This window comes from Falsiroseomonas sp. E2-1-a4, from assembly GCF_051433165.1.
Classification (GTDB): Bacteria; Pseudomonadota; Alphaproteobacteria; order Acetobacterales; family Acetobacteraceae; genus Falsiroseomonas.
Window position 1 is genome coordinate 93,603 of sequence record NZ_JBHMFS010000005.1, and the last position, 18,660, is coordinate 112,262.

General features: G+C 69.2%; 21 protein-coding genes. 12 read left to right on the top strand and 9 right to left on the bottom strand.

Going from position 1 to position 18,660, the window contains the following annotated elements; translation table 11 throughout:
* Nucleotide 1: 1 nt before the first annotated feature.
* The 11 genes from flgC to ACFHNC_RS07345 all read left to right on the top strand — a co-directional run bounded on the left by flgC (nucleotide 2) and on the right by ACFHNC_RS07345 (nucleotide 10,385).
* Nucleotides 2-409 carry a flagellar basal body rod protein FlgC gene (gene flgC, locus ACFHNC_RS07295; protein ID WP_437168561.1) on the top strand — a complete coding sequence of 136 codons (408 nt, stop codon included), beginning with the start codon at nucleotides 2-4 and terminating at the stop codon, nucleotides 407-409.
* Nucleotides 409-717: a flagellar hook-basal body complex protein FliE gene (locus tag ACFHNC_RS07300; RefSeq protein WP_437168562.1), complete on the top strand. Its 309-nt coding sequence runs from the start codon at nucleotides 409-411 to the stop codon at nucleotides 715-717. The genes flgC and ACFHNC_RS07300 overlap by 1 nt, the downstream gene beginning before the upstream one ends.
* A 54-nt stretch (nucleotides 718-771) precedes the next feature.
* The gene (locus ACFHNC_RS07305; protein ID WP_437168563.1) at nucleotides 772-1,047 is read left to right on the top strand and encodes a flagellar biosynthetic protein FliQ; all 276 of its coding nucleotides are present in this window, start codon (nucleotides 772-774) and stop codon (nucleotides 1,045-1,047) included.
* Entirely contained in the window at nucleotides 1,044-1,826 is a 783-nt protein-coding gene (locus ACFHNC_RS07310) for a flagellar biosynthetic protein FliR (protein WP_437168564.1), read from the top strand. The genes ACFHNC_RS07305 and ACFHNC_RS07310 overlap by 4 nt, the downstream gene beginning before the upstream one ends.
* 3 nt (nucleotides 1,827-1,829) lie before the next feature.
* Entirely contained in the window at nucleotides 1,830-2,894 is a 1,065-nt protein-coding gene (locus tag ACFHNC_RS07315) for an EscU/YscU/HrcU family type III secretion system export apparatus switch protein (protein ID WP_437168565.1), read from the top strand.
* Nucleotides 2,895-2,976: 82 nt separating this feature from the next.
* A complete protein-coding gene (locus tag ACFHNC_RS07320) occupies nucleotides 2,977-4,554 on the top strand; it encodes an ATP-binding protein (RefSeq protein WP_437168566.1) in 1,578 nt (525 codons plus the stop codon).
* A 176-nt stretch (nucleotides 4,555-4,730) separates the two neighbouring features.
* Complete coding sequence (gene recA / locus ACFHNC_RS07325; RefSeq protein WP_437168567.1) at nucleotides 4,731-5,765, top strand: recombinase RecA; 1,035 nt, start codon at nucleotides 4,731-4,733, stop codon at nucleotides 5,763-5,765.
* Between the two features lie 24 nt (nucleotides 5,766-5,789).
* Nucleotides 5,790-6,107, top strand: a complete 318-nt coding sequence (locus tag ACFHNC_RS07330; RefSeq protein ID WP_437168568.1) for a PepSY domain-containing protein — start codon at nucleotides 5,790-5,792, stop codon at nucleotides 6,105-6,107.
* Nucleotides 6,108-6,225: 118 nt separating this feature from the next.
* A complete protein-coding gene (gene alaS, locus ACFHNC_RS07335; protein ID WP_437168569.1) occupies nucleotides 6,226-8,874 on the top strand; it encodes an alanine--tRNA ligase in 2,649 nt (882 codons plus the stop codon).
* Nucleotides 8,871-9,926: a P1 family peptidase gene (locus tag ACFHNC_RS07340; RefSeq protein ID WP_437168570.1), complete on the top strand. Its 1,056-nt coding sequence runs from the start codon at nucleotides 8,871-8,873 to the stop codon at nucleotides 9,924-9,926. The genes alaS and ACFHNC_RS07340 overlap by 4 nt, the downstream gene beginning before the upstream one ends.
* 57 nt (nucleotides 9,927-9,983) lie before the next feature.
* Nucleotides 9,984-10,385: a hypothetical protein gene (locus tag ACFHNC_RS07345; RefSeq protein WP_437168571.1), complete on the top strand. Its 402-nt coding sequence runs from the start codon at nucleotides 9,984-9,986 to the stop codon at nucleotides 10,383-10,385.
* Here the strand turns inward: ACFHNC_RS07345 and ACFHNC_RS07350 are convergent, their stop codons facing one another.
* Together ACFHNC_RS07350 and ACFHNC_RS07355 are read right to left on the bottom strand one after the other, a co-directional pair.
* The gene (locus tag ACFHNC_RS07350) at nucleotides 10,386-11,069 is read right to left on the bottom strand and encodes a DUF599 domain-containing protein (RefSeq protein ID WP_437168572.1); all 684 of its coding nucleotides are present in this window, start codon (nucleotides 11,067-11,069) and stop codon (nucleotides 10,386-10,388) included.
* A gap of 79 nt (nucleotides 11,070-11,148) precedes the next feature.
* Nucleotides 11,149-12,360: an NADP-dependent isocitrate dehydrogenase gene (locus tag ACFHNC_RS07355; protein ID WP_437168573.1), complete on the bottom strand. Its 1,212-nt coding sequence runs from the start codon at nucleotides 12,358-12,360 to the stop codon at nucleotides 11,149-11,151.
* A 347-nt stretch (nucleotides 12,361-12,707) separates the two neighbouring features.
* Here ACFHNC_RS07355 and ACFHNC_RS07360 point away from each other — a divergent pair, with 347 nt between their 5' ends.
* Nucleotides 12,708-12,917: a hypothetical protein gene (locus ACFHNC_RS07360; protein WP_437168574.1), complete on the top strand. Its 210-nt coding sequence runs from the start codon at nucleotides 12,708-12,710 to the stop codon at nucleotides 12,915-12,917.
* Nucleotides 12,918-12,921: 4 nt separating this feature from the next.
* Here ACFHNC_RS07360 and ACFHNC_RS07365 read toward each other — a convergent pair whose 3' ends face one another.
* From ACFHNC_RS07365 to ACFHNC_RS07395, 7 genes are read right to left on the bottom strand one after another with little or no spacing between them, the layout of a single operon-like run.
* Nucleotides 12,922-13,326 carry a RidA family protein gene (locus ACFHNC_RS07365; RefSeq protein WP_437168575.1) on the bottom strand — a complete coding sequence of 135 codons (405 nt, stop codon included), beginning with the start codon at nucleotides 13,324-13,326 and terminating at the stop codon, nucleotides 12,922-12,924.
* Nucleotides 13,316-13,783, bottom strand: a complete 468-nt coding sequence (locus ACFHNC_RS07370) for an acyl-CoA thioesterase (RefSeq protein ID WP_437168576.1) — start codon at nucleotides 13,781-13,783, stop codon at nucleotides 13,316-13,318. Before ACFHNC_RS07370 ends, ACFHNC_RS07365 begins: the two co-directional genes overlap by 11 nt.
* Nucleotides 13,780-15,375 (bottom strand): AMP-binding protein, encoded by a 1,596-nt coding sequence (locus ACFHNC_RS07375; RefSeq protein WP_437168577.1) that lies wholly within the window; start codon nucleotides 15,373-15,375, stop codon nucleotides 13,780-13,782. The genes ACFHNC_RS07370 and ACFHNC_RS07375 overlap by 4 nt, the downstream gene beginning before the upstream one ends.
* Before the next feature lie 16 nt (nucleotides 15,376-15,391).
* Entirely contained in the window at nucleotides 15,392-16,555 is a 1,164-nt protein-coding gene (locus ACFHNC_RS07380) for an acyl-CoA dehydrogenase family protein (RefSeq protein WP_437168578.1), read from the bottom strand.
* Complete coding sequence (locus ACFHNC_RS07385; protein WP_437168579.1) at nucleotides 16,555-17,373, bottom strand: enoyl-CoA hydratase family protein; 819 nt, start codon at nucleotides 17,371-17,373, stop codon at nucleotides 16,555-16,557. The genes ACFHNC_RS07380 and ACFHNC_RS07385 overlap by 1 nt, the downstream gene beginning before the upstream one ends.
* Nucleotides 17,370-17,867, bottom strand: a complete 498-nt coding sequence (locus ACFHNC_RS07390; protein WP_437168580.1) for a MarR family winged helix-turn-helix transcriptional regulator — start codon at nucleotides 17,865-17,867, stop codon at nucleotides 17,370-17,372. Before ACFHNC_RS07390 ends, ACFHNC_RS07385 begins: the two co-directional genes overlap by 4 nt.
* Nucleotides 17,864-18,598, bottom strand: coding sequence for an SDR family NAD(P)-dependent oxidoreductase (locus tag ACFHNC_RS07395; RefSeq protein ID WP_437168581.1), 735 nt, complete (start codon nucleotides 18,596-18,598; stop codon nucleotides 17,864-17,866). The genes ACFHNC_RS07390 and ACFHNC_RS07395 overlap by 4 nt, the downstream gene beginning before the upstream one ends.
* Nucleotides 18,599-18,660: the final 62 nt, after the last annotated feature.

Below are 18,660 nucleotides of genomic sequence, written 5' to 3' on the forward strand. Positions count from 1 at the left end.
TATGGATCTCGATCGGGCGCTTCGCATCTCCGCCGCCGGCATGGCCGCGCAATCGACGCGGCTGCGGGTGGTGGCCGAAAACCTGGCCAACCGCGACAGCACCGGTGAGTCGGCGGGTGCCGACCCTTATCGCCGCCGCACCGTCAGCTTCGCCAATCGGCTGGACCGGTCGCTGGGGGCGGAGGTTGTGGGCGTGTCACGCATCGGCACCGAGCCGGGCGACTTCCCCACCCGCTTCGACCCCGCGCACCCGGCCGCCGATGACCGCGGCTACGTCAAGCTGCCCAATGTGAACAGCGTGGTGGAGGTGATGGACATGCGGGAGGCGCAGCGCAGCTACAGCGCCAACCTCTCGGTCCTTGAGACCACGCGCGGCATGTTGACCCGCGCCATCGAGGCGCTGCGCTGATGGCCATTGGGGCGGCTCAGGCCGCGGCGGCCTATGCCTCGGCCGGCGCCGGCCGCGCCCCCGCGATTGGCGCCGAGGCGGCCGGCGGGGAGGCTGGTTTCGGCGCGGCGCTGAGCCGGGCGATGGAGGCCGGCGTGCAGGTCGGCCGCAGCGCCGATGCCGCCTCGACCCAGGCGCTGATGGGCCAGGGCAGCGTCTCCGACGCCGTGCTCAGCATCTCCCGCGCCGAGCTGGCCCTGCAGACCGCCGTCTCGCTGCGCGACCGCGTGGTGTCGGCGTACCAGGAAGTCATGCGGATGCCGATCTGAGGCACCGCGCCACAAGGCCCCTCGGGGCGTGATCGCTTGGCCAGGAGGGCCTCGATGTCGGAACAGGCCATGGGCCAGGCGCTGCGGGAAGCGCTGTGGGTCTCGACCCAGGTGATGGGGCCGCCGCTGCTGGCGGTGCTGGTCATCGGGCTGGTGGTGTCCCTGGTGCAGGCGCTGACCCAGATCCAGGAGGCCACGCTGGCCTTCGTGCCGAAGCTGGTGATCGGCGGGGCGCTGATGCTGCTGCTCGGCCCCTTCACCGCGCAGGTGATGACAAGCTGGACCGAGACGCTGTTCGACCGGATGATCCAGATCGGCGGCGCGCCGTGAACGACAGCGACCTTCTGCTGCTGCAATCGCTGCCCGGCCTGGCCTTCCAGGCCGTTCTCGTCTTCGCCCGCCTCGGCGCCGCCGTGCTGCTGCTGCCCGGGCTGGGGGAGCAGGAGGTGCCAGCGCCGATCCGGCTCGGCCTTGGCCTGCTGCTGGTGGCACTGCTGTTTCCCGTGATCTCGCCCGGCCTGCCGCCGGCGCCGGAGGATGCGGCGGAGGCCACGCGGCTGCTGGCGATCGAGGTGGTGGTGGGGCTGTGGATCGGCACCCTGGCACGGCTGGCGCTGACCGCCTTCGCCATGGCCGGCCAGGCGATCTCGGCGCTGATCGGGTTGGGCGGGCTGATGGTGATGGACCAGACGCTGGGGGCGCAGGCCACAGCGCTCGGCCGCACGCTCGGGCTGCTGGCGGTGGTGCTGGTGCTGTCCACCGGGTTGTATGCCTGGCCGCTGCGGGCGCTGGTGGAGAGCTATGCAGTGCTGCCGGCGGGCAACCCGTTCCCGGCCGGCATGGCGGTGGAGGTGGTGGCCCAGGCGGGGGCGGATAGTCTTTCACTGGCGCTGCGGCTGGCCGCGCCCTTCGTCATCGGCGCGGTGGTGCTGAACGTGGCGCTCGGCCTGCTGGCGCGGCTGGCGCCGCAGGTGCAGACCTTCTTCGTCGCGGTGCCCGGGCAGATCCTGGCCGGGCTGGCGCTGCTCGGCCTGCTGGCGCCGCCGATGATCGCCGCCTTCGCCGAGGCGCTGCGCGCCAGCTTCGCCGCCCTGCCGGGTCTGCGCTGAGCCATGGCCGAGGGCGGCGAGGGCGCCGATGCCGCCGACGAGACAGAGGCCGCCACACCCAGGCGGATCGAGAAATCGCGGCAGGACGGCCAGGTCGCCTTGTCGAAGGAGGCGGTCGGCTGGTCGGCACTCGCCGCTGCCACGCTGGCCGCGATGCTCGCCTTGCCGGTCACCGGCACCGAGATGTTGCGGGCGATGCGCGCCACGCTGGAACGCGGCCATGCGCTAGCGATGATGGACACCGCGCGCCTGTTGTTCGGGCAGGGTCTGATGGCGCTGCTGCCGGTGGCGCTAGCCGCGGCGCTGGCGGCGGTGGCGGCGACGCTGGCCCAGACCGGCGGGCTGATCTCGGCGAAGAACATGATTCCGCGGCTTTCCAAGATCAGCCCCTGGGCCGGGCTGAAGCGCATGGTGGCGCCGGAAGCGGGCATGGAGTTCCTCCGCAACCTGGTGAAGCTGGCGCTGGTGGGGGCCGCGTTGTGGTTCGCCCTGGGGGATCTGCAGGAGATTCAGGCGGCGCTGCACCAGGCCCCTGGCGGCCTGCCCGCCACCGCCGGTGCCGCGGCGCTGCGGCTGATGCTGGCCGCCCTGGTGGCCTTCGCGGGGATCGCGGTTCTGGACCTGATGTGGGTGCGCTACCGCCATGCCAGCCAGCTGCGGATGAGCAAGCAGGAATTGCGGGAAGAGGCCAAGGAGTCGGAGGGCGACCCGACCATGAAGGCCCGCCGCCGGCAGATACGCCAGGCGCAGGGCCGGCAGCGGATGATGTCCGCGGTACCGCGCGCCGCCGTGGTGGTCACCAACCCCACCCACTACGCCGTGGCACTGGCCTATGGCGGTGACAGCGCCGCGCCGAAGGTTGTGGCCAAGGGCGCGGACGCCATGGCTGCCCGCATCCGCGAGGCCGCCCAACAGGCCGGCGTGCCGCTGGTGGCCAACCCGCCTCTGGCACGCGCCCTGTGGCGGCTGGATCTGGAGGCCGAGATCCCGCCGGAGCACTACCAGGCCGTTGCGGAAATCATCGCCTATGTCTGGCGCCAGCGTGGCGCCGCGGCTCGTTATAGTTGATAGTGGGGCGAACAATGCGCGTGATGATTGCATGGATGCCCAACAACCGGGGCCCTCGGCCGCCGGCCCAATGGACAGCGGCATGACCGAGGCGCGACGCGGGTTGCAGACCCTTCTACGGCGCACCCTGCTGCCAGGGCCGGACCCGCTGGTACAGGCAGTGATGGAGGCCGCGGGAAGCGGGCTGGCGCTGCTTGATGCCGAGGACCGGCTGACCTCCTGGAACAGCGATTTCGCGGGTCTCTGCGGGCCGATGCTGCCGCCGCGTGCGGGCCTGACGCTGCGCCAGCTTCTGGCGCCGGAGGGGCGGGAGGAGACCCTGGCAGCGCTGGCGGCCGGGCAGAAGCGGGTGGTGGCCCTGGCCGGCGACGGGGCGCCGCGGCTGGAGGCGCAGCGCCTCCCGTTGGCGACCGGCGACCGGTTGACGGCGCTGCGGCTGGACCGGGTCTCCACTCGCCCGCCGGAACAGCAGGCGGCCGCTGCCCGGCTTCAGGCGGTGGGTGCGCTCGCCGGGGGCATCGCGCATGATTTCAACAACCTGCTGACCGCCATCGCCGGCAGTGCGGAGGCGGCGCTGACCCGGACGCCGGAGGGCAGTGCCGCGCCGGAACTGCGCCAGGTGATGGAAAGCGCCGGCCGCGGCGCGGCGCTGGTGCGCCAGCTTCTGGCCTTCGCCCGGCAACAGGCGCTGCGGCCGCGCGTGGTGGATCTGAATATGGCCGTCGCCTCCATGGGCGAATTGCTGAAGCGCCTGCTCGGCAGCCGCGTCCGGCTGGCCCTGACGCTGGAGGAGCCTGCCCGCCGCGTGCGGATCGACCCGACCCAGCTCGACCAGGTGATCATGAACCTGGCGCTGAATGCGCGGGACGCGATGCCGGAAGGCGGCGCCATGCGGATCGGCACCAGCCATGCCGTGGTGCTGCGGCCGGAACCGCTGGGCAGCGAGACCCTGCCGGCCGGGCGCTACGCGCTGCTGGAAGTGGCCGATAGCGGCGCCGGAATTCCGGAGGATGTGCTGCCGCGCATCTTCGATCCCTTCTTCACCACGCGCCGCGAACAGGGCGGCACCGGGCTCGGCCTGTCCACCGTGCATGGCATCGTCAAGCAATCCGGCGGGTTCATTTCCGTGGACAGCCAGAAAGGGAAGGGTACGCGCTTCCGCATCTGGCTGCCGCGGCATGAGGGACCGGCCGACCCGCCGGTGCCGACGGCGATGGTGGTGGCGCTGCCCACCCCCGCCTTGCCCAGCCTGCCGCCGCCCACCCCGGCCAGCTACGGCAGCGCGCCGGTGCTGCTGGTGGAGGATGAGGTGCCACTGCTGCGGCTGGCGGAACGCGCCATCCGCCGCGCCGGCTTCGAGGTGATGAGCGCCGGCTGCGCGGAGGAGGCGCTGGAGATGCTGGAACGTGGCGCGCCGACGCCGCTGGCCCTGGTCTCCGACGTGGTGATGCCGGGGATGGACGGGCTGGAACTGGCCGCCCGGCTGCGGACCACCTGGCCGGACCTGCCGGTTCTGCTGGTCTCCGGCTACGCCGAAGCGGCGCTGGGGCGGGACCTGACGGCGGAACGCATCCGTCTGCTGGCCAAGCCCTACAGCCTGGGGGCGCTTGTCGCGGAGTTGAGGGGCATTTTGCCGGCGGACAAGGTAAAAGTTTCCTAAATGTTCTTGTCGGAATGGCCGTTCCGCGCGATATTCCGCTCAGCAGGCTGGGGTGCCCGCGGGAGCGCCAGTTGGCGCCACGCAGGGTTTTTCCAGCCAGGGGATTGACCGGTGGGTAGTAGACCTGCCTCAATTTCGCCCATAGGTTGAGATCAGATTTCGGGAGAGCGAGCCGCATGGACAAGACCAAGGCTCTGGATGCCGCGCTGAGCCAGATCGAACGCGCCTTCGGCAAGGGCTCGATCATGCGGATGGGCAACAAGGCCGCAACGGATGAGGTGGAGGTGATCTCCACCGGCTCGCTCGGGCTGGACCTGGCGCTCGGCATCGGTGGCGTGCCCAAGGGGCGGATCATCGAGGTGTATGGCCCGGAAAGCTCGGGCAAGACCACGCTGGCGCTGCATATGATCGCGGAAGCGCAGAAGAAGGGCGGCACCTGCGCCTTCATCGACGCGGAACACGCGCTGGACCCCGGCTATGCCAAGAAGCTGGGCGTGGATATCGAGAACCTTCTGATCAGCCAGCCGGATGCCGGCGAACAGGCGCTTGAGATCTGCGACACGCTGGTGCGGTCGGGCGCCATCGACGTGCTGGTGGTGGACAGCGTCGCGGCGCTGGTGCCGCGGGCGGAGCTGGAAGGCGAGATGGGCGACACCCATGTCGGCCTGCATGCCCGCCTGATGTCCCAGGCGCTGCGCAAGCTGACGGGCAGCGTCTCCCGTTCCAACACGCTGCTGGTCTTCCTGAACCAGATCCGCCTGAAGATCGGCGTGATGTTCGGCAATCCGGAAACCACCACGGGCGGCAACGCGCTGAAGTTCTATGCCTCCATCCGCATGGAAATCCGCCGGATCGGCGCCATCAAGGACCGCGACACCACCACGGGCAACCAGACCCGGGTGAAGGTGGTGAAGAACAAGATGGCGCCGCCGTTCCGGCAGATCGAATTCGACATCATGTATGGCGAAGGCATCTCCAAGGTGGGCGAGCTGATCGACCTCGGCGTGAAGGCCGGAATCGTCGAGAAGTCGGGCGCCTGGTTCAGTTGCGACAGTCAGCGGATCGGCCAGGGGCGGGAGAATGCGAAGCAGTTCCTGCGCGACAACCCGGCCATGGCGGAAAGCGTGGAAAAGCGCATTCGCGACCAGGCCAGCGGCCTGGCCAGCACCATGCTGGCCGGGGAGGGTGAGGAAGCGGCGGCGGCCGAGTAGGCGGAACCTTTACGGCCACAAGCGTTGGATGGCGGAACCGTAACCGAAACCGGGGGTCCCAAGGTCCGTCTTCCGCTTGCCGGCATCGCCGCCGCCACGTTTCTGTTCGCCGCGCCCGCCTTTGCGCAGTCCTTGGCGCAGCCTTCGCCTGGCCGGTGTGTCGGGCAGGTCGATATTACCCGTGCCATCGAGATCGCCCGGGGCGCGGGCATCGCCCGTGTCGACCAGGCGGAGTGCGACGATGGGCTCTGGGAGGTCGAGGGCCGCGACGCCCAGGGCCGCAACATCGAGGTGGATGTGGACCCGCGCGATGGCCGGGTGGTGAAGGTCGAGCGCGACTGAGGCGGGATGGCGGGGCGGCCACGCCTCGCGCCAGCGGGGTGGCGACGCGCACGCCCCGCTTCCGGTTTGGCGGATTCTGCTCTAACGATCGCGGCCCCTTGCGAGACATGCCGAGACCATGAGCAGCAGCAACGATATCCGCGCCACTTTCCTCGACTATTTCCGGCGCAACGGACACGAAGTGGTGGAAAGCTCCCCCCTCGTGCCGCGCAACGACCCGACGCTGATGTTTGCCAACAGCGGCATGGTCCAGTTCAAGAATGTCTTCACGGGCCAGGAGAAACGCGGCTACCAGCGCGCGACGACGGCGCAGAAGTGCGTGCGGGCGGGCGGCAAGCACAATGACCTGGACAATGTCGGCTATACCGCCCGGCACCACACCTTCTTCGAGATGCTGGGCAATTTCAGCTTCGGCGATTACTTCAAGGAACAGGCGATCGAGCACGCCTGGACCTTGCTGACGCGCGATTTCGGCCTGCCCAAGGACAAGCTGCTGGTCACCGTCTATTCCGAAGACGAGGAAGCGCCGGTCTTCTGGAAGAAGATCGCCGGCCTGCCGGATAGCCGCATCATCCGCATCCCGACCTCCGACAATTTCTGGCGCATGGGCGATACCGGCCCCTGCGGCCCCTGCTCCGAGATTTTCTTCGACCATGGCGACCACATCCCCGGCGGCCCGCCCGGCAGCCCGGAGGAGGATGGCGACCGGTTCATCGAGATCTGGAACCTGGTCTTCATGCAATATGAGGAAGGTCCCCCGGGGGTTCGCGTGCCGCTGCCGCGCCCCTCGATCGACACCGGCATGGGCCTGGAACGCTTCGCGGCGATCCTGCAGGGCAAGCACGACAATTACGACACGGACACGCTGCGCGCCCTGATCCTGGCGAGCGCCGAGGCCACTGGCCAGGACGCGGACGGCCCATGGAAGACCAGCCATCGCGTGGTGGCGGACCATCTGCGCGCCGGCACATTCCTGATGGCGGATGGCGTGCTGCCCTCCAACGAGGGCCGCGGCTACGTCCTGCGCCGCATCCTCCGCCGCGCCATGCGCCACGCCCATATGATGGGGGCGCGGGAGCCCCTGCTGCACCGCCTGGTGCCGGCGCTGACCCGCCAGATGGGCGCGGCCTATCCGGAGATTTTCCGGGCTGAATCCCTGGTTGTCGAAACCCTGCGGCTGGAGGAGACGCGCTTCCGGTCCCTGCTGGAGCGCGGCCTCGGCCTGCTGGCGGATGAATCGGGCAAGCTGGGCGACAGGGGCACCCTGCCGGGCGATGTCGCCTTCAAGCTGTACGACACCTACGGCTTCCCCCTCGACCTGACGCAGGACGCGCTGCGCGGCGAGGGTAAGTCCGTGGACACAGAAGGCTTCGCGGCCGCCATGGCCGAGCAGAAGCAGCGCGCCCGCGCCGCCTGGGCTGGCTCCGGCGAGGCAGCGACGGAAACGCAGTGGTTCGACCTGAAGGAGAAGCTCGGCGCCTCCGAATTCCTCGGCTATTCGACCGAGAGCGCGGAGGGTGCAATCCAGGCGATCCTGGTCGACGGCAAGCCGGTGGACTCCGCACCAGCCGGCACCGAGGTCGCCATCCTGCTGAACCAGACGCCCTTCTACGCGGAATCGGGTGGCCAGGTGGGTGATGCCGGGCTGATCTCCGCTGGCGAGGCCTGCCGGATCGTGGTGCGCGATACGCAGAAGAAGCTGGGCGAGCTGTTCGTGCATTACGGCGTAGTGGCGCATGGGGAGGCGAAGCTCGGCCTGCCGGTGGTGGCCGAAGTGGACCACACCCGCCGCGGCACCATCCGCGCACATCACTCCGCCACCCACCTGCTGCATGAGGCGCTGCGCCGCCGGCTGGGCACGCATGTCTCCCAGAAGGGCTCGCTGAACGCGCCGGACCGCCTGCGCTTCGACGTCTCCCAGCCCACGCCGATGACGGATGACGACCTCGCCTGGGTCGAGACCGAGGTGAACGCCCGCATCCGCGAAAACGCCGAGGTGGTGACAAGGCTGATGACGCCGGACCAGGCCGTGGCCGTCGGCGCCATGGCGCTGTTCGGCGAGAAGTATGGCGACGAGGTGCGCGTGGTCTCCATGGGCCACGACCCGCAGGCGGTGGAACGCCACGGCGTCTATTCGCTGGAACTATGCGGCGGCACCCATGTGAAGCGCACCGGCGATATCGGGCTGTTCCAGATCGTCTCCGAAGGCGCCGTCGCGGCCGGTATTCGCCGCGTCGAGGCGGTGACGGGTGAGGCGGCGATGAAGCTGCTGGAGGAACGCGACCGGCAGCTCAGCCAGGCCGCCGCGGTGCTGAAGGCGCGCCCGGCCGAATTGGCGGATCGCATCGCGAACTTGCTGGAAGACCGCAAGAAACTGGAGCGCGAGGTCTCCGACCTGCGCAAGAAGCTGGCGACGGGCGGTGCGGCGGCGGAGGTTGAGGAGATCGCCGGCCTGCGCGTGGCGCTGCGCGAACTCGGCGAAATGCCGCCGCGCGACCTGAAGGGCGTGGTCGAGGCCATCCTGCAATCCGGCGCCGCGGATGTGGTGGCCGTGGTCGCGACCGCCGAGGGCAAGGCCAGCGTCTTTGTCGGTATCGGCGACGCCGCGAAGGGCAAGACGGATGCCGTGACCCTGGTGCGCGCGGCAAGCGCGGCCATCGGCGGCAAGGGCGGCGGCGGCAAGCCGGACATGGCCCAGGCCGGTGGCCCGGATGGCGCCAAGGCGGCGGAGGCTCTGGCGGCGGTGCGGGCGGCGCTGGCGGGGTGAGGGCGCGCGCCCTCGGCTTCGCGCCCGGAATTTTCGCCCCCGGCAAGCTGAACGCCATCACCGATGTAGCTGGCGTTCGCGTCGGCCAGGTCACGGTGCTGGAAGGCGAGGCCACCCGCACCGGCGTCACCGCCATCCACGCCCATGCCGGCAATCCGTTTGCGGAGCGTGTGCCGGCCGGCCTGTTTGCCATGAACGGCTACGGCAAGATGGCCGGCGTCACCCAGGTGCAGGAACTTGGCGAGCTGGAGACGCCTATCCTGCTGACCAACACCCTCGCCGTCGGCCGAGCGGTGGAGGCGCTGGTGGATTGGACCCTGGCGCAGCCGGGCAATGAGGCGGTGCGCTCGGTCAACGCCGTGGTGGGTGAAACCAATGATGGCCGCCTGAACGACATCCGCGCCCGCGGCATCACCCACCAGCACATGCTGGATGCGCTGGCCGCGGCCTCGGAAGGTCCGGTGGCGGAGGGCTGCGTCGGCGCCGGCACGGGCACCATGGCCTTCGGCTGGAAGGGCGGCATCGGAACATCCTCCCGAATCCTGCCCACCGCGCTGGGCGGGTGGGTGGTGGGTGCGCTGGTGCAGGCGAATTACGGCGGTGCGCTGGTGATGGACGGGCTGCCGGTGGGGCGGCTGCTGAAGAAGTACTACCTGGCCGAACATGTGGCGGAACAGGCGGATGCCGACGGATCCGTCATGGTGGTGGTCGCCACCGACGCGCCGCTGTCGGACCGCAACCTGAAGCGCCTGGCGCGGCGCGCCATGGGCGGCATCGCCCGCACCGGCGCGGCCTTCTCCGATGGCTCCGGCGACTATGCCCTGGCCTTCGCGACGCATGAGGCGGTGCGGCGCGGCCCCGGGCGGGGCGCCACGCTGGATTGGCCGAATGATCGCATGTCGCCCCTGTTCGTCGCCGCGGCGGAAGCGACGGAGGAGGCGGTGCTGAACGCGCTCACCATGGCGACCACCGTTGAAAGCCGCCTCGGCGGGCGCCGTGTGGTCGGTCGGGCGCTGCCGCTGGACCAGGTGGCGGCGTTGCGTCGGGCTTAAACACTTCGCGAAGGCTTCTCCGGCAGTCTGGGCGCGGTTCGGAGGGCTGGAGGCGGTGTGGCGACCCTGCTGGGCGGGCTGGTGCTCGCGTTGTTGCTGCTTGGCCTGGGCTTGCTGATACGCCGCATGCTGCGCGCGGTCTTGGCTTTCGTGCAGCGCCTGCGCCGGCCGCATTGGCGCGGCTTCACATTGCCCGCCTTGCGCCTGTCCCGCAGCCGCGCCTTCGCCCGTGCCGAAAGCGCGCGCGCCGAGTTGCTGGCGGCAAAGGTCGCGCGGTTGCGGGTGAAGTTGCGCCTCGCGCGCCAGGCACCGGCGGAGCCACGCTTCCAGCGCGCCAAGCGCGAATTCGCCCGCCGCTTCCATCCAGACCGGCTGCCGCCGCGCAGCCCGGATCGCCGCGTGCGGATCGCGATGTTCCAGGAATTCTGGGCGGTGCTGCGCGGGATCGAGCGCGGCTGATCAGGCCTTCTCGATCACCGCATGGCGCAACGCGCTGCGGAATTCGCGGCGGTGCAATTCGCGCAGCACGAACAGGCTGGTGGCGATCAGCGCCAGCGGGTGCACCACCCAGGCCAGCGCAGCCAGGCCGAAATAATAGCTCCGCAGCCCGGTGTTGAAGTGCCGTGCAGCGCGGTTCGCCACATCGGCCGCCATGTCCGCCATCGAAGTCGCCTCGGCATCCGGTTTGCCGCAGGGAATGCCGCCGACCAGGATCGAGGTGTAGTTGAACTGCCGCAACGCCCAGGTCAGCTCGAAGAAGGCATTGACGAAGATCAGCAGCAGCAGGCCGATCTTGATCTCCCAGGTCTGATCCGTCGGCACCGCCGCATAGGGCAGGGCGGCGACGACGCGCCGGCCGAGATCGGGCGCACCGAGCAGCGCCACCAAGCCGCCCAGGATGAAGATGCTGGTGGTGGCGAGGAAGCTGGTGCTGTTCATCAAATTGCCGATCGCCGCCATGTCGGCGATGCGGTTTTCCCGCGTCAGCATGGCGTGCATCCAGCGGCGCCGGTAGCCATCCATGGCTGCGATGACACTGGCGCGGCGGATTCGCGGCACCCGGTCCACCACATTGGCGTAGCCCAGCCAGCAGCCGGCGAAGATCGCCAGGGCCGTCCAGTCGAGCAGGGTGAAGCTGGTCATGCGGGTCTTATACTGCAGTGCAGCATAAAACGGCCAGTGTGGAGCCGGGCGGGCTTGCGGCCCGCCCGACCCCGTCAGGTCAGGCCATCTGCTTCTTCAGGTTCTCATCCAGCTTGGCCAGGAACTGCTGGGTGTTCAGCCAGGGCTGGTCCTTGCTGATGAGAATGGCGAGGTCCTTGGTCATGTCGCCGGCTTCCACCGTCTCGATGCAGACCTTCTCCACCGCATTGGCGAAATCGACCACGTCCTGCGTGCCGTCGAACTTGCCGCGATAGGCCAGGCCCCGGGTCCAGGCGAAGATCGAGGCGATCGGGTTCGTGCTGGTCTCGCGGCCCTTCTGGTGCTCGCGGTAGTGGCGCGTCACCGTGCCGTGAGCCGCTTCGGACTCGACCGTATTGCCATCCGGGGACAGCAGCACGGAGGTCATCAGGCCGAGCGAGCCAAAGCCCTGCGCCACGATGTCGGACTGCACGTCGCCATCGTAGTTCTTGCAGGCCCAGATATAGCCGCCTTCCCACTTGAGCGCGGAGGCCACCATGTCGTCGATCAGGCGGTCTTCATAGACCAGGCCGGCTTCCTTGAACTTGGCGGCGAATTCGGCGTCGAAGACTGACTTGAAGATATCCTTGAAGTTGCCGTCATAGGCCTTCAGGATCGTGTTCTTGTGGCTGAAATACACGGAATACTTGCGCGCGAGGCCGTAGTTGAAGGAGGCGCGGGCAAAGCCCTCGATCGAGGCGTTCAGGTTGTGCTGGCCCATGAACACGCCGGCATCCTTGAAGGCGAACTCCCCGATCTCCTGCGGCGCGCCGCCTTCCGGGGTGTAGGTCATCTTCACCGTGCCGGCGCCCGGCACCTTCATCTCCACCGCGCGGTAGATGTCACCAAAGGCGTGGCGGCCGACGACGATCGGCTTGGACCAATGCGGCACCAGGCGCGGCACGTTCTGGCAGATGATCGGCTCGCGGAAGATTGTGCCGTCCAGGATGTTGCGGATCGTGCCGTTCGGGCTGCGCCACATCTTCTTCAGGCCGAATTCCTTCACCCGGGCCTCATCCGGGGTGATGGTGGCGCACTTCACGCCCACGCCGTACTGCTTGGTCGCGTTGGCGGCGTCCACCGTCACCTGGTCATCGGTCTGGTCGCGGTACTCGATGCCGAGATCGTAGTATTTGAGATCGATGTCGAGGTAGGGCAGGATCAGGCGGTCCTTGATGAACCCCCAGATGATGCGCGTCATCTCATCCCCATCCATCTCGACGACGGGGGTCTTAACCTTGATCTTGGCCATGCCTGTATCCTTGCCTGTCTCAGCCGCCGGCCAACGATGCCGGGGCAATGCCATCACGCCGAAGGGTGGGAGGTGGCGGAACATGCCAACCGCACCCCGCCCCGGCAAGCCCGCCCGGGCGCAAGGCTGCACCTATCTGGTGTCCGCATGACCCGGCCACCCCCTGAGACACGGCTGGAACTGGTCGAATGCCCGCATTGCGCGGAGCCGACCATGCCCAACCGGCTTTCCGATGGCAGCCTGGTGTGCTCCTGCGCCGCGGAACGATCCCTTGCGCCGCCACCCGTGATGCTGGATTCCCGCCGCAGGCCGCCCAGATAGGGGCGGCACGTTGAGGAGCAGGGCTGATGATGCTGCGAATGGCCGCAGGGACGATGTTGGGCGCGATGATGGTCGCCGGTGCGGTGACCACCCTGGCGGTGGGCGCCGGCGCGGTCGGCGCGGTGCTGCTGGCGCGACGGATGTGCGAGGAACGCAAGGGCTGGCAGGACGGCGCCAAGGCGGAGCCCGCGCTGGACCTCGACCTGCCCGAGGCCGGGATTTCCGACCCGGCCTGAGGCATCAGTCGGGCAGGATGGCCGTGGCCTCGATTTCGAGCCGCGCCTCCGGCTCGACCAGCGCCACTACCTGCACCAGCGCCATGGCCGGGAAGTTGCGGCCCATCACGGCGCGGTAGGCCGGGCCGAGCTCCGCCAGGCTGACGCGATATTCGGCGATGTCCACCACATACCAGGTCAGGCGGCCGATATGCTCGGGCCTGCCGCCGGCCTCCGCCAGCACAGCCAGGATGTTCGCCAGCGCTTGGCGGGTCTGGGCGACGAAGCCGGTGGGGAAGCGCCCCTGCGCGTCCCAGCCGATCTGCCCGCCGACCAGCACCACCCGGCCGCGCCCCATCATGCCGTTGGAATAGCCACGCGGCTGCGGCCAGCCTCGGGGCTGCAGGGCGGTCAGCGTTCTATCGGCCATCGGCACAGCGTTCCTGGTAGCGGGTGAGCGCAGCGCGCAGATCGGCGGGTATCGGCACCGGGCGGCGCGCATCGAGATCCGTGGTGGCGGTCACCAACTGCATCCGCAGCAGCTCCGCCGATCCACGATGGACATGCATGGTGAAACCGTAGCTGGCGCCGCCGATGCGGGTGAGGATCGGCGTCAGTGTCACCTGGTCGCCCATCAGGCCGGGGGCGAAGAAATCCGCCTCGGCATGGGCAAAGCCGGTGCCGATGCGGCGGGTGGCGTGCAGGGCGTGGAAATCGATGCCGAGCTCGTCCCGGAAAAAATCCTCCACCGCGGCATTGGCGAGCGCGAACCAGGTCGGGAAGAAAACGATGCCGGCCGGGTCGCAATCGCCGAAGCGGATGCGCGCCGCGGCGTGGAAGGCGCCGGCGGGCAGGCTTTCGAAGGGCAGGGGGGTTGGGCGCGTCATGTGCCGGATTTGGCCTGCTGGCGCAGCGCGAAGCGTTGCAGCTTGCCTGTCTCCGTGCGGGGCAGGGCTTCGACGAAGACCACGCTGCGCGGGTATTTGAAGGGCGCGATTTCGGCCTTCACATGGTCCTGCAGCGCCTTGGTGAGCGCGGCATCCGGCAGGAAGCCGGGCTTCGGCACGACATAGGCCCGCACCACCATGCCACGCTCCGCATCCGGCGCGCCGACCACGCCACATTCGGCGACGGCGGGATGGGTCAGCAGTGCGGCTTCGACCTCCGGCCCCGCGATGTTGTAGCCGGCGGAGATGATCATGTCGTCGTTGCGCGCCTGGTACCAGAAGTAGCCGTCGGCATCCTGGGTGTAGGTGTCGCCGGTGATGTTCCAGCCGTGCTGGACATATTGCGCCTGGCGCGGATCATCGAGGTAGCGGCAGCCGGTGGGACCCTTGACGGCCAAGCGGCCGGGCGTGCCGCGCGGCACCTCCGCGCCCTGCTCATCGACCACGCGCGCGAGGTAGCCGGGAACGGGCAGGCCTGTGGCGCCGGGGCGGATTCGGTCCTCGGTCGCGCTGATGAAGATGTGCAGCATCTCGGTGGCGCCGATACCGTCCATCAGCTTCAGGCCCGTCGCGGCCAGCCAGGCATCGTAGATCGCCCGGGGCAGCGTTTCGCCCGCCGACACGCATTTGCGAAGTGAGGAAAAATCGTGCTGCGCGGCATGGGCGGCCATGACGCGATAGGCGGTGGGCGCGGTGAAGCAGATGGTGGCGCGGTGGCGGGCGATGGCGGCTGGCAGGTCCTCGGGCGGGGCGCGTTCCAGCAGCACCGCGGTGGCGCCGACGCGGAAGGGGAACAGCACCAGCCCACCCAGGCCGAAGGTGAAGGCGAGCGGCGGCGAGCCGATGAAGATGTCGGAGGGATCGGGCCGCAGCACCTGCATGGCGTACCCATCGCAGATCGCCAGCATGTCGCGGTGGAAGTGCAGCGTAGCCTTCGGCTCACCGGTGCTGCCGCTGGTGAAGCCGATCAGGCAGATGTCCTCGGCGGCGGTGTCGTGGGCCGTGAAGCCGGGTGCGGCTACCGCGACCATCGCCTCCAGCTCACCCTCGTCCCAGGTGACGAGGTGGCGCAGGTCCGGCGCATCCGCCTTGCGAAGTTCATGGGCAAGGCGCGCATCGCAGAGCGCGTGGGTGATGCGCGCCTTGCGGAGCATCTGGGACAATTCCTTGGCGCGCAGCAGCGGCATGGTGGCCACGACCACGCCGCCCGCCTTCAGCACCGCGAAAGTGGCGGCAACCATCCAGGCATTGTTGGCCGAGCGCAGCAGCACGCGGTTGCCGGACACCAGGCCGAGGCGGTCCACCAGCACACGGGCGATGCGGTCCACGCGGTCGGCGAGCTGCGCATAGGACAGCGTCTCCGCCGGCGTGATCAGCGCGGGGTGGTCACCACGGCCGCAGGTGACGTTGCGGTCCAGGAGTTCCACCGCGCAGTTCAGGCGCGGCGGATAGTGGAACTCCGGCCGGTCGAGAAGGAAGTCCGGCCATTGCTCCCGCGGTGGCAGCAGGTCCTCGCAGAAGCTGTCGCGCATGTCATGCATCCTCGTCCTAGCCGAGTGATGTGCGAAGCTGGCGCTCCGCGCGGGCAATCACCACGCGCTGAATCTCGGAGGCGCCCTCATAGACACGAAGCGCCCGGACCTCCCGGTAAAGTTCTTCGGCCTTGTGGCCCTTCGTGACGCCGAGCCCGCCATGGATCTGCACGTTGCGGTCGGCGCAGCGTTGCGCGGCTTCAGTGGCGTGCAGCTTGGCCATGGAGGCTTCGCGCGTGACGCGCGGCGTGCCGGAATCCTTTAGCCAGGCGGCGCGATAGACGAGCAGGGCGGAGGCCTCAACATCCGTTGCGCTGTCCGCAATCGCGGCCTGTGACATCTGCTGGTCGAAGAGCGTGCCGCCAAAAATTTTTCGGGTCGCGGCGTGCTCCACTGTCATGTCCAGCGCGCGGCGGGCGAAGCCGAGCGCCGCGGCGCCGACGCTGGCGCGGAAGACGTCGAGGGTGGACATGGCGACCCGAAAACCGTCGCCGGGCTTGCCGAGCATATCTTCCGCCGCCACGCGCACATCCGCGAAGTTCAGGCGGGCGAGGGGGTGGGGCGCGGTGACCTCGATGCGCTCCGCGACGGTCAAGCCGGGTGTATCGGCGGCGACCAGGAATGCGGAAAGACCCTTGGCGCCGGGCGCCTCGCCCGTGCGAGCGAAGACGATGTAGGTCGCGGCGATCCCGCCATTGCTGATCCAGGTTTTTTCGCCACGCAGGCGGTAGTGGCCATTGCCATCCGGCGTCGCGGTCAGGGCGAGGGCCGAGACGTCGCTGCCGGCTTCAGGCTCACTCAGCGCGAAGGCGGCGAGCGCGGTGCCGGCGCGGGCGTTTGGCAGCACACGCTCCCGCTGCGCCGCGCTGCCGAACAAGGTCACCGGCCCGGTGCCGAGGCCCTGCATGGCGAAGGCGAAATCCGCAAGTCCGCTGTGCCGCGCAAGGATATCGCGCGCGATGCACAGCGCCCGCACATCGAGCACGCCATCCGCCGGGCAGGGCACGCGCAGCAGGCCCGCATCGCCCATGGCGCGTGCGAGGCGGATGACGCTGGCATCGGCGTCGTGCTCATCCGACAGCGCCTCCGCGTGTTGCGCGGCCCAGGCCTCCACCTCCGCCGCCCAGTCGCGGTGGCGCGGTTCGAAGAAGGGCCAGTCGAGGAAGGAGGTATCGGCCATTAGTTGCCCTTGAAGACGGGGCGCTGCTTCGCCACGAAGGCGTCGAAGGCGCGCCGGAAATCCTGTGTGGTCATGCACAGCGCCTGGGCCACCGCCTCGGCCTCGATCGCCTGTTCGATGGACATGGCCCATTCCATGGCGAGCATGCGCTTGGTCATGGCATGGGCGAAGGCCGGGCCTTCGGCGATGCTGCGCGCCATCTCAGCGGCGGCGTCCTGCACCGCTTCTGGCGCATGCAGCTCATTGAAGAAACCCCAGGTTAGGCCTTCATCCCCGCCGAGGGGCCGGCCGAGATAGAGCAATTCACTCGCGCGCCCCTGGCCGATGAGGCGCGGCAGGATGGCGCAGGCGCCCATGTCGCAGCCAGCCAGCCCAACGCGGTTGAAAAGGAACGCCACCTTGGTCCGCGCCGTGCCCAGCCGCAAATCCGACGCCATGGCGATGATGGCGCCCGCTCCGGCGCAGATGCCGTCCACGGCCGCGATGATCGGCTGCGGGCAGGCGCGCATCGCCTTCACCAGGTCGCCGGTCATCGCGGTGAAGGCCATCAGCCCGCGCGTATCGCGATCCAGCAGCGGGCCAATGATCTCATGCACATCGCCGCCCGAGCAGAAATTGCCGCCGGCGCCGGTGACGACGAAGGCGCGCACCTGCTCGTCACGCAAAGCGGCGCGAAATATGGCGGTGAGCTCGGCGTAGCTGTCGAAGGTCAGCGGGTTCTTGCGCTCCGGCCGGTTCAGCGTGAGCGTGGCGACATGGCCCGCCACCTCCAGCTTCACATGCTGCGCGGCGTAGTCGGCGAGCGGGCCGGTGATCATGCGCTGTGCTCCGGTGGCATTGCGTTGCGGACCGAGATCTTGGCGTGGCCGAGCAGGCGGAACAGCGCACCGCGCTCCACCGCCGTCACGCCGGCCAGAAGCTCCGCAACCCAGCCTTCATGCGCCGCGGATTGCCGCGCAAATTCGCGGCGGCCCTTCGGCGTCAGGCGCAGCAGCTGGGCGCGGCGATCGCCCGGGCGGGCACGACGCTCGATCAGCCCCTCCGCCTCGAGCCGCGCGGCGAGGCCGGTGACATTGCCGTTGCTGACCATCATGTGGCGCGAGACCTCGCCAAGCGAAAGCCCCGCCGGCGCACGGTCCAGCGCGGCCAGGAGGTCGAAGCGGGGCAAAGTGGTGTCGAAGTCGCGGCGCAGGCGGGCGCGGATCTCGCCCTCGATCAAGGTGGTGCAGGTCAGCAGGCGCAGCCATAGGCGCAACTCATCCTTGTGACCGGGGGGCGAATGGGCGAGGGCGGTTTCGGCGTCCACGCTCATGTCTCGCCGCCATCCACCGCGATGGCCTGGCCGTTGATGGCGCCGCTGGCGGGCCAGCACAGGGCGAGTGCTGCCGCCGCGACCTCCGCCGGCTGCACCAGGCGGCGCTGCGGGTTGTGTTTCGCGAGTTCGGCGCGTGCGGTGGCCTCGTCGCGGCCGGTCCTGGCCATGATGCGGGCGATGGAATCGGCCACGATGTCGGTCTCGGTGAAGCCAGGGCAGATGGCGTTCACAGTAACGCCCTTGGTGGCCACTTCCTGCGCCAGCGACCGCACCAGCCCGAGCAGCCCGTGCTTGGCCGCCGCATAGGCCGTGACGTAGGGGTAGCCCTTGAGCGCGGCGGTGGAGGCCACCATCACCACACGCCCGAACCCAGTGGCGAGCATGCCCGGCAGTACCGCCTGCGCCACGGCGACGGCGCCGAGAACGTTCACGCGCCACATGCGATCGAACAGCGCGGCATCGGATTTCAGGAAGGGCGCGCTTTCGGCGGCGCCGGCGGCGTGCAGCAGGATGTCGAAATGCGGCAGTTCCGGCAGCGCGTTGATATCGGCTGCGAGGAATTCCGCAGCCTCCCCGGCCTCCACCCGCGCCCGCAACGGTGCCTCGCGCCGGCCCAGCACCGTCACCCGCGCGCCGGCCGCCGTCAGCGCCGCGGCGCAGGCGGCGCCGATGCCGCTGCCGCCGCCGGTGACCAATGCCGTCCTGCCCTGGAGCGTGCCCACATGCATGATGCTTGAAGCCTAAAACATCGCGCCGCCGCTATGCAACATCCGGTTGAACCCTCATTCCT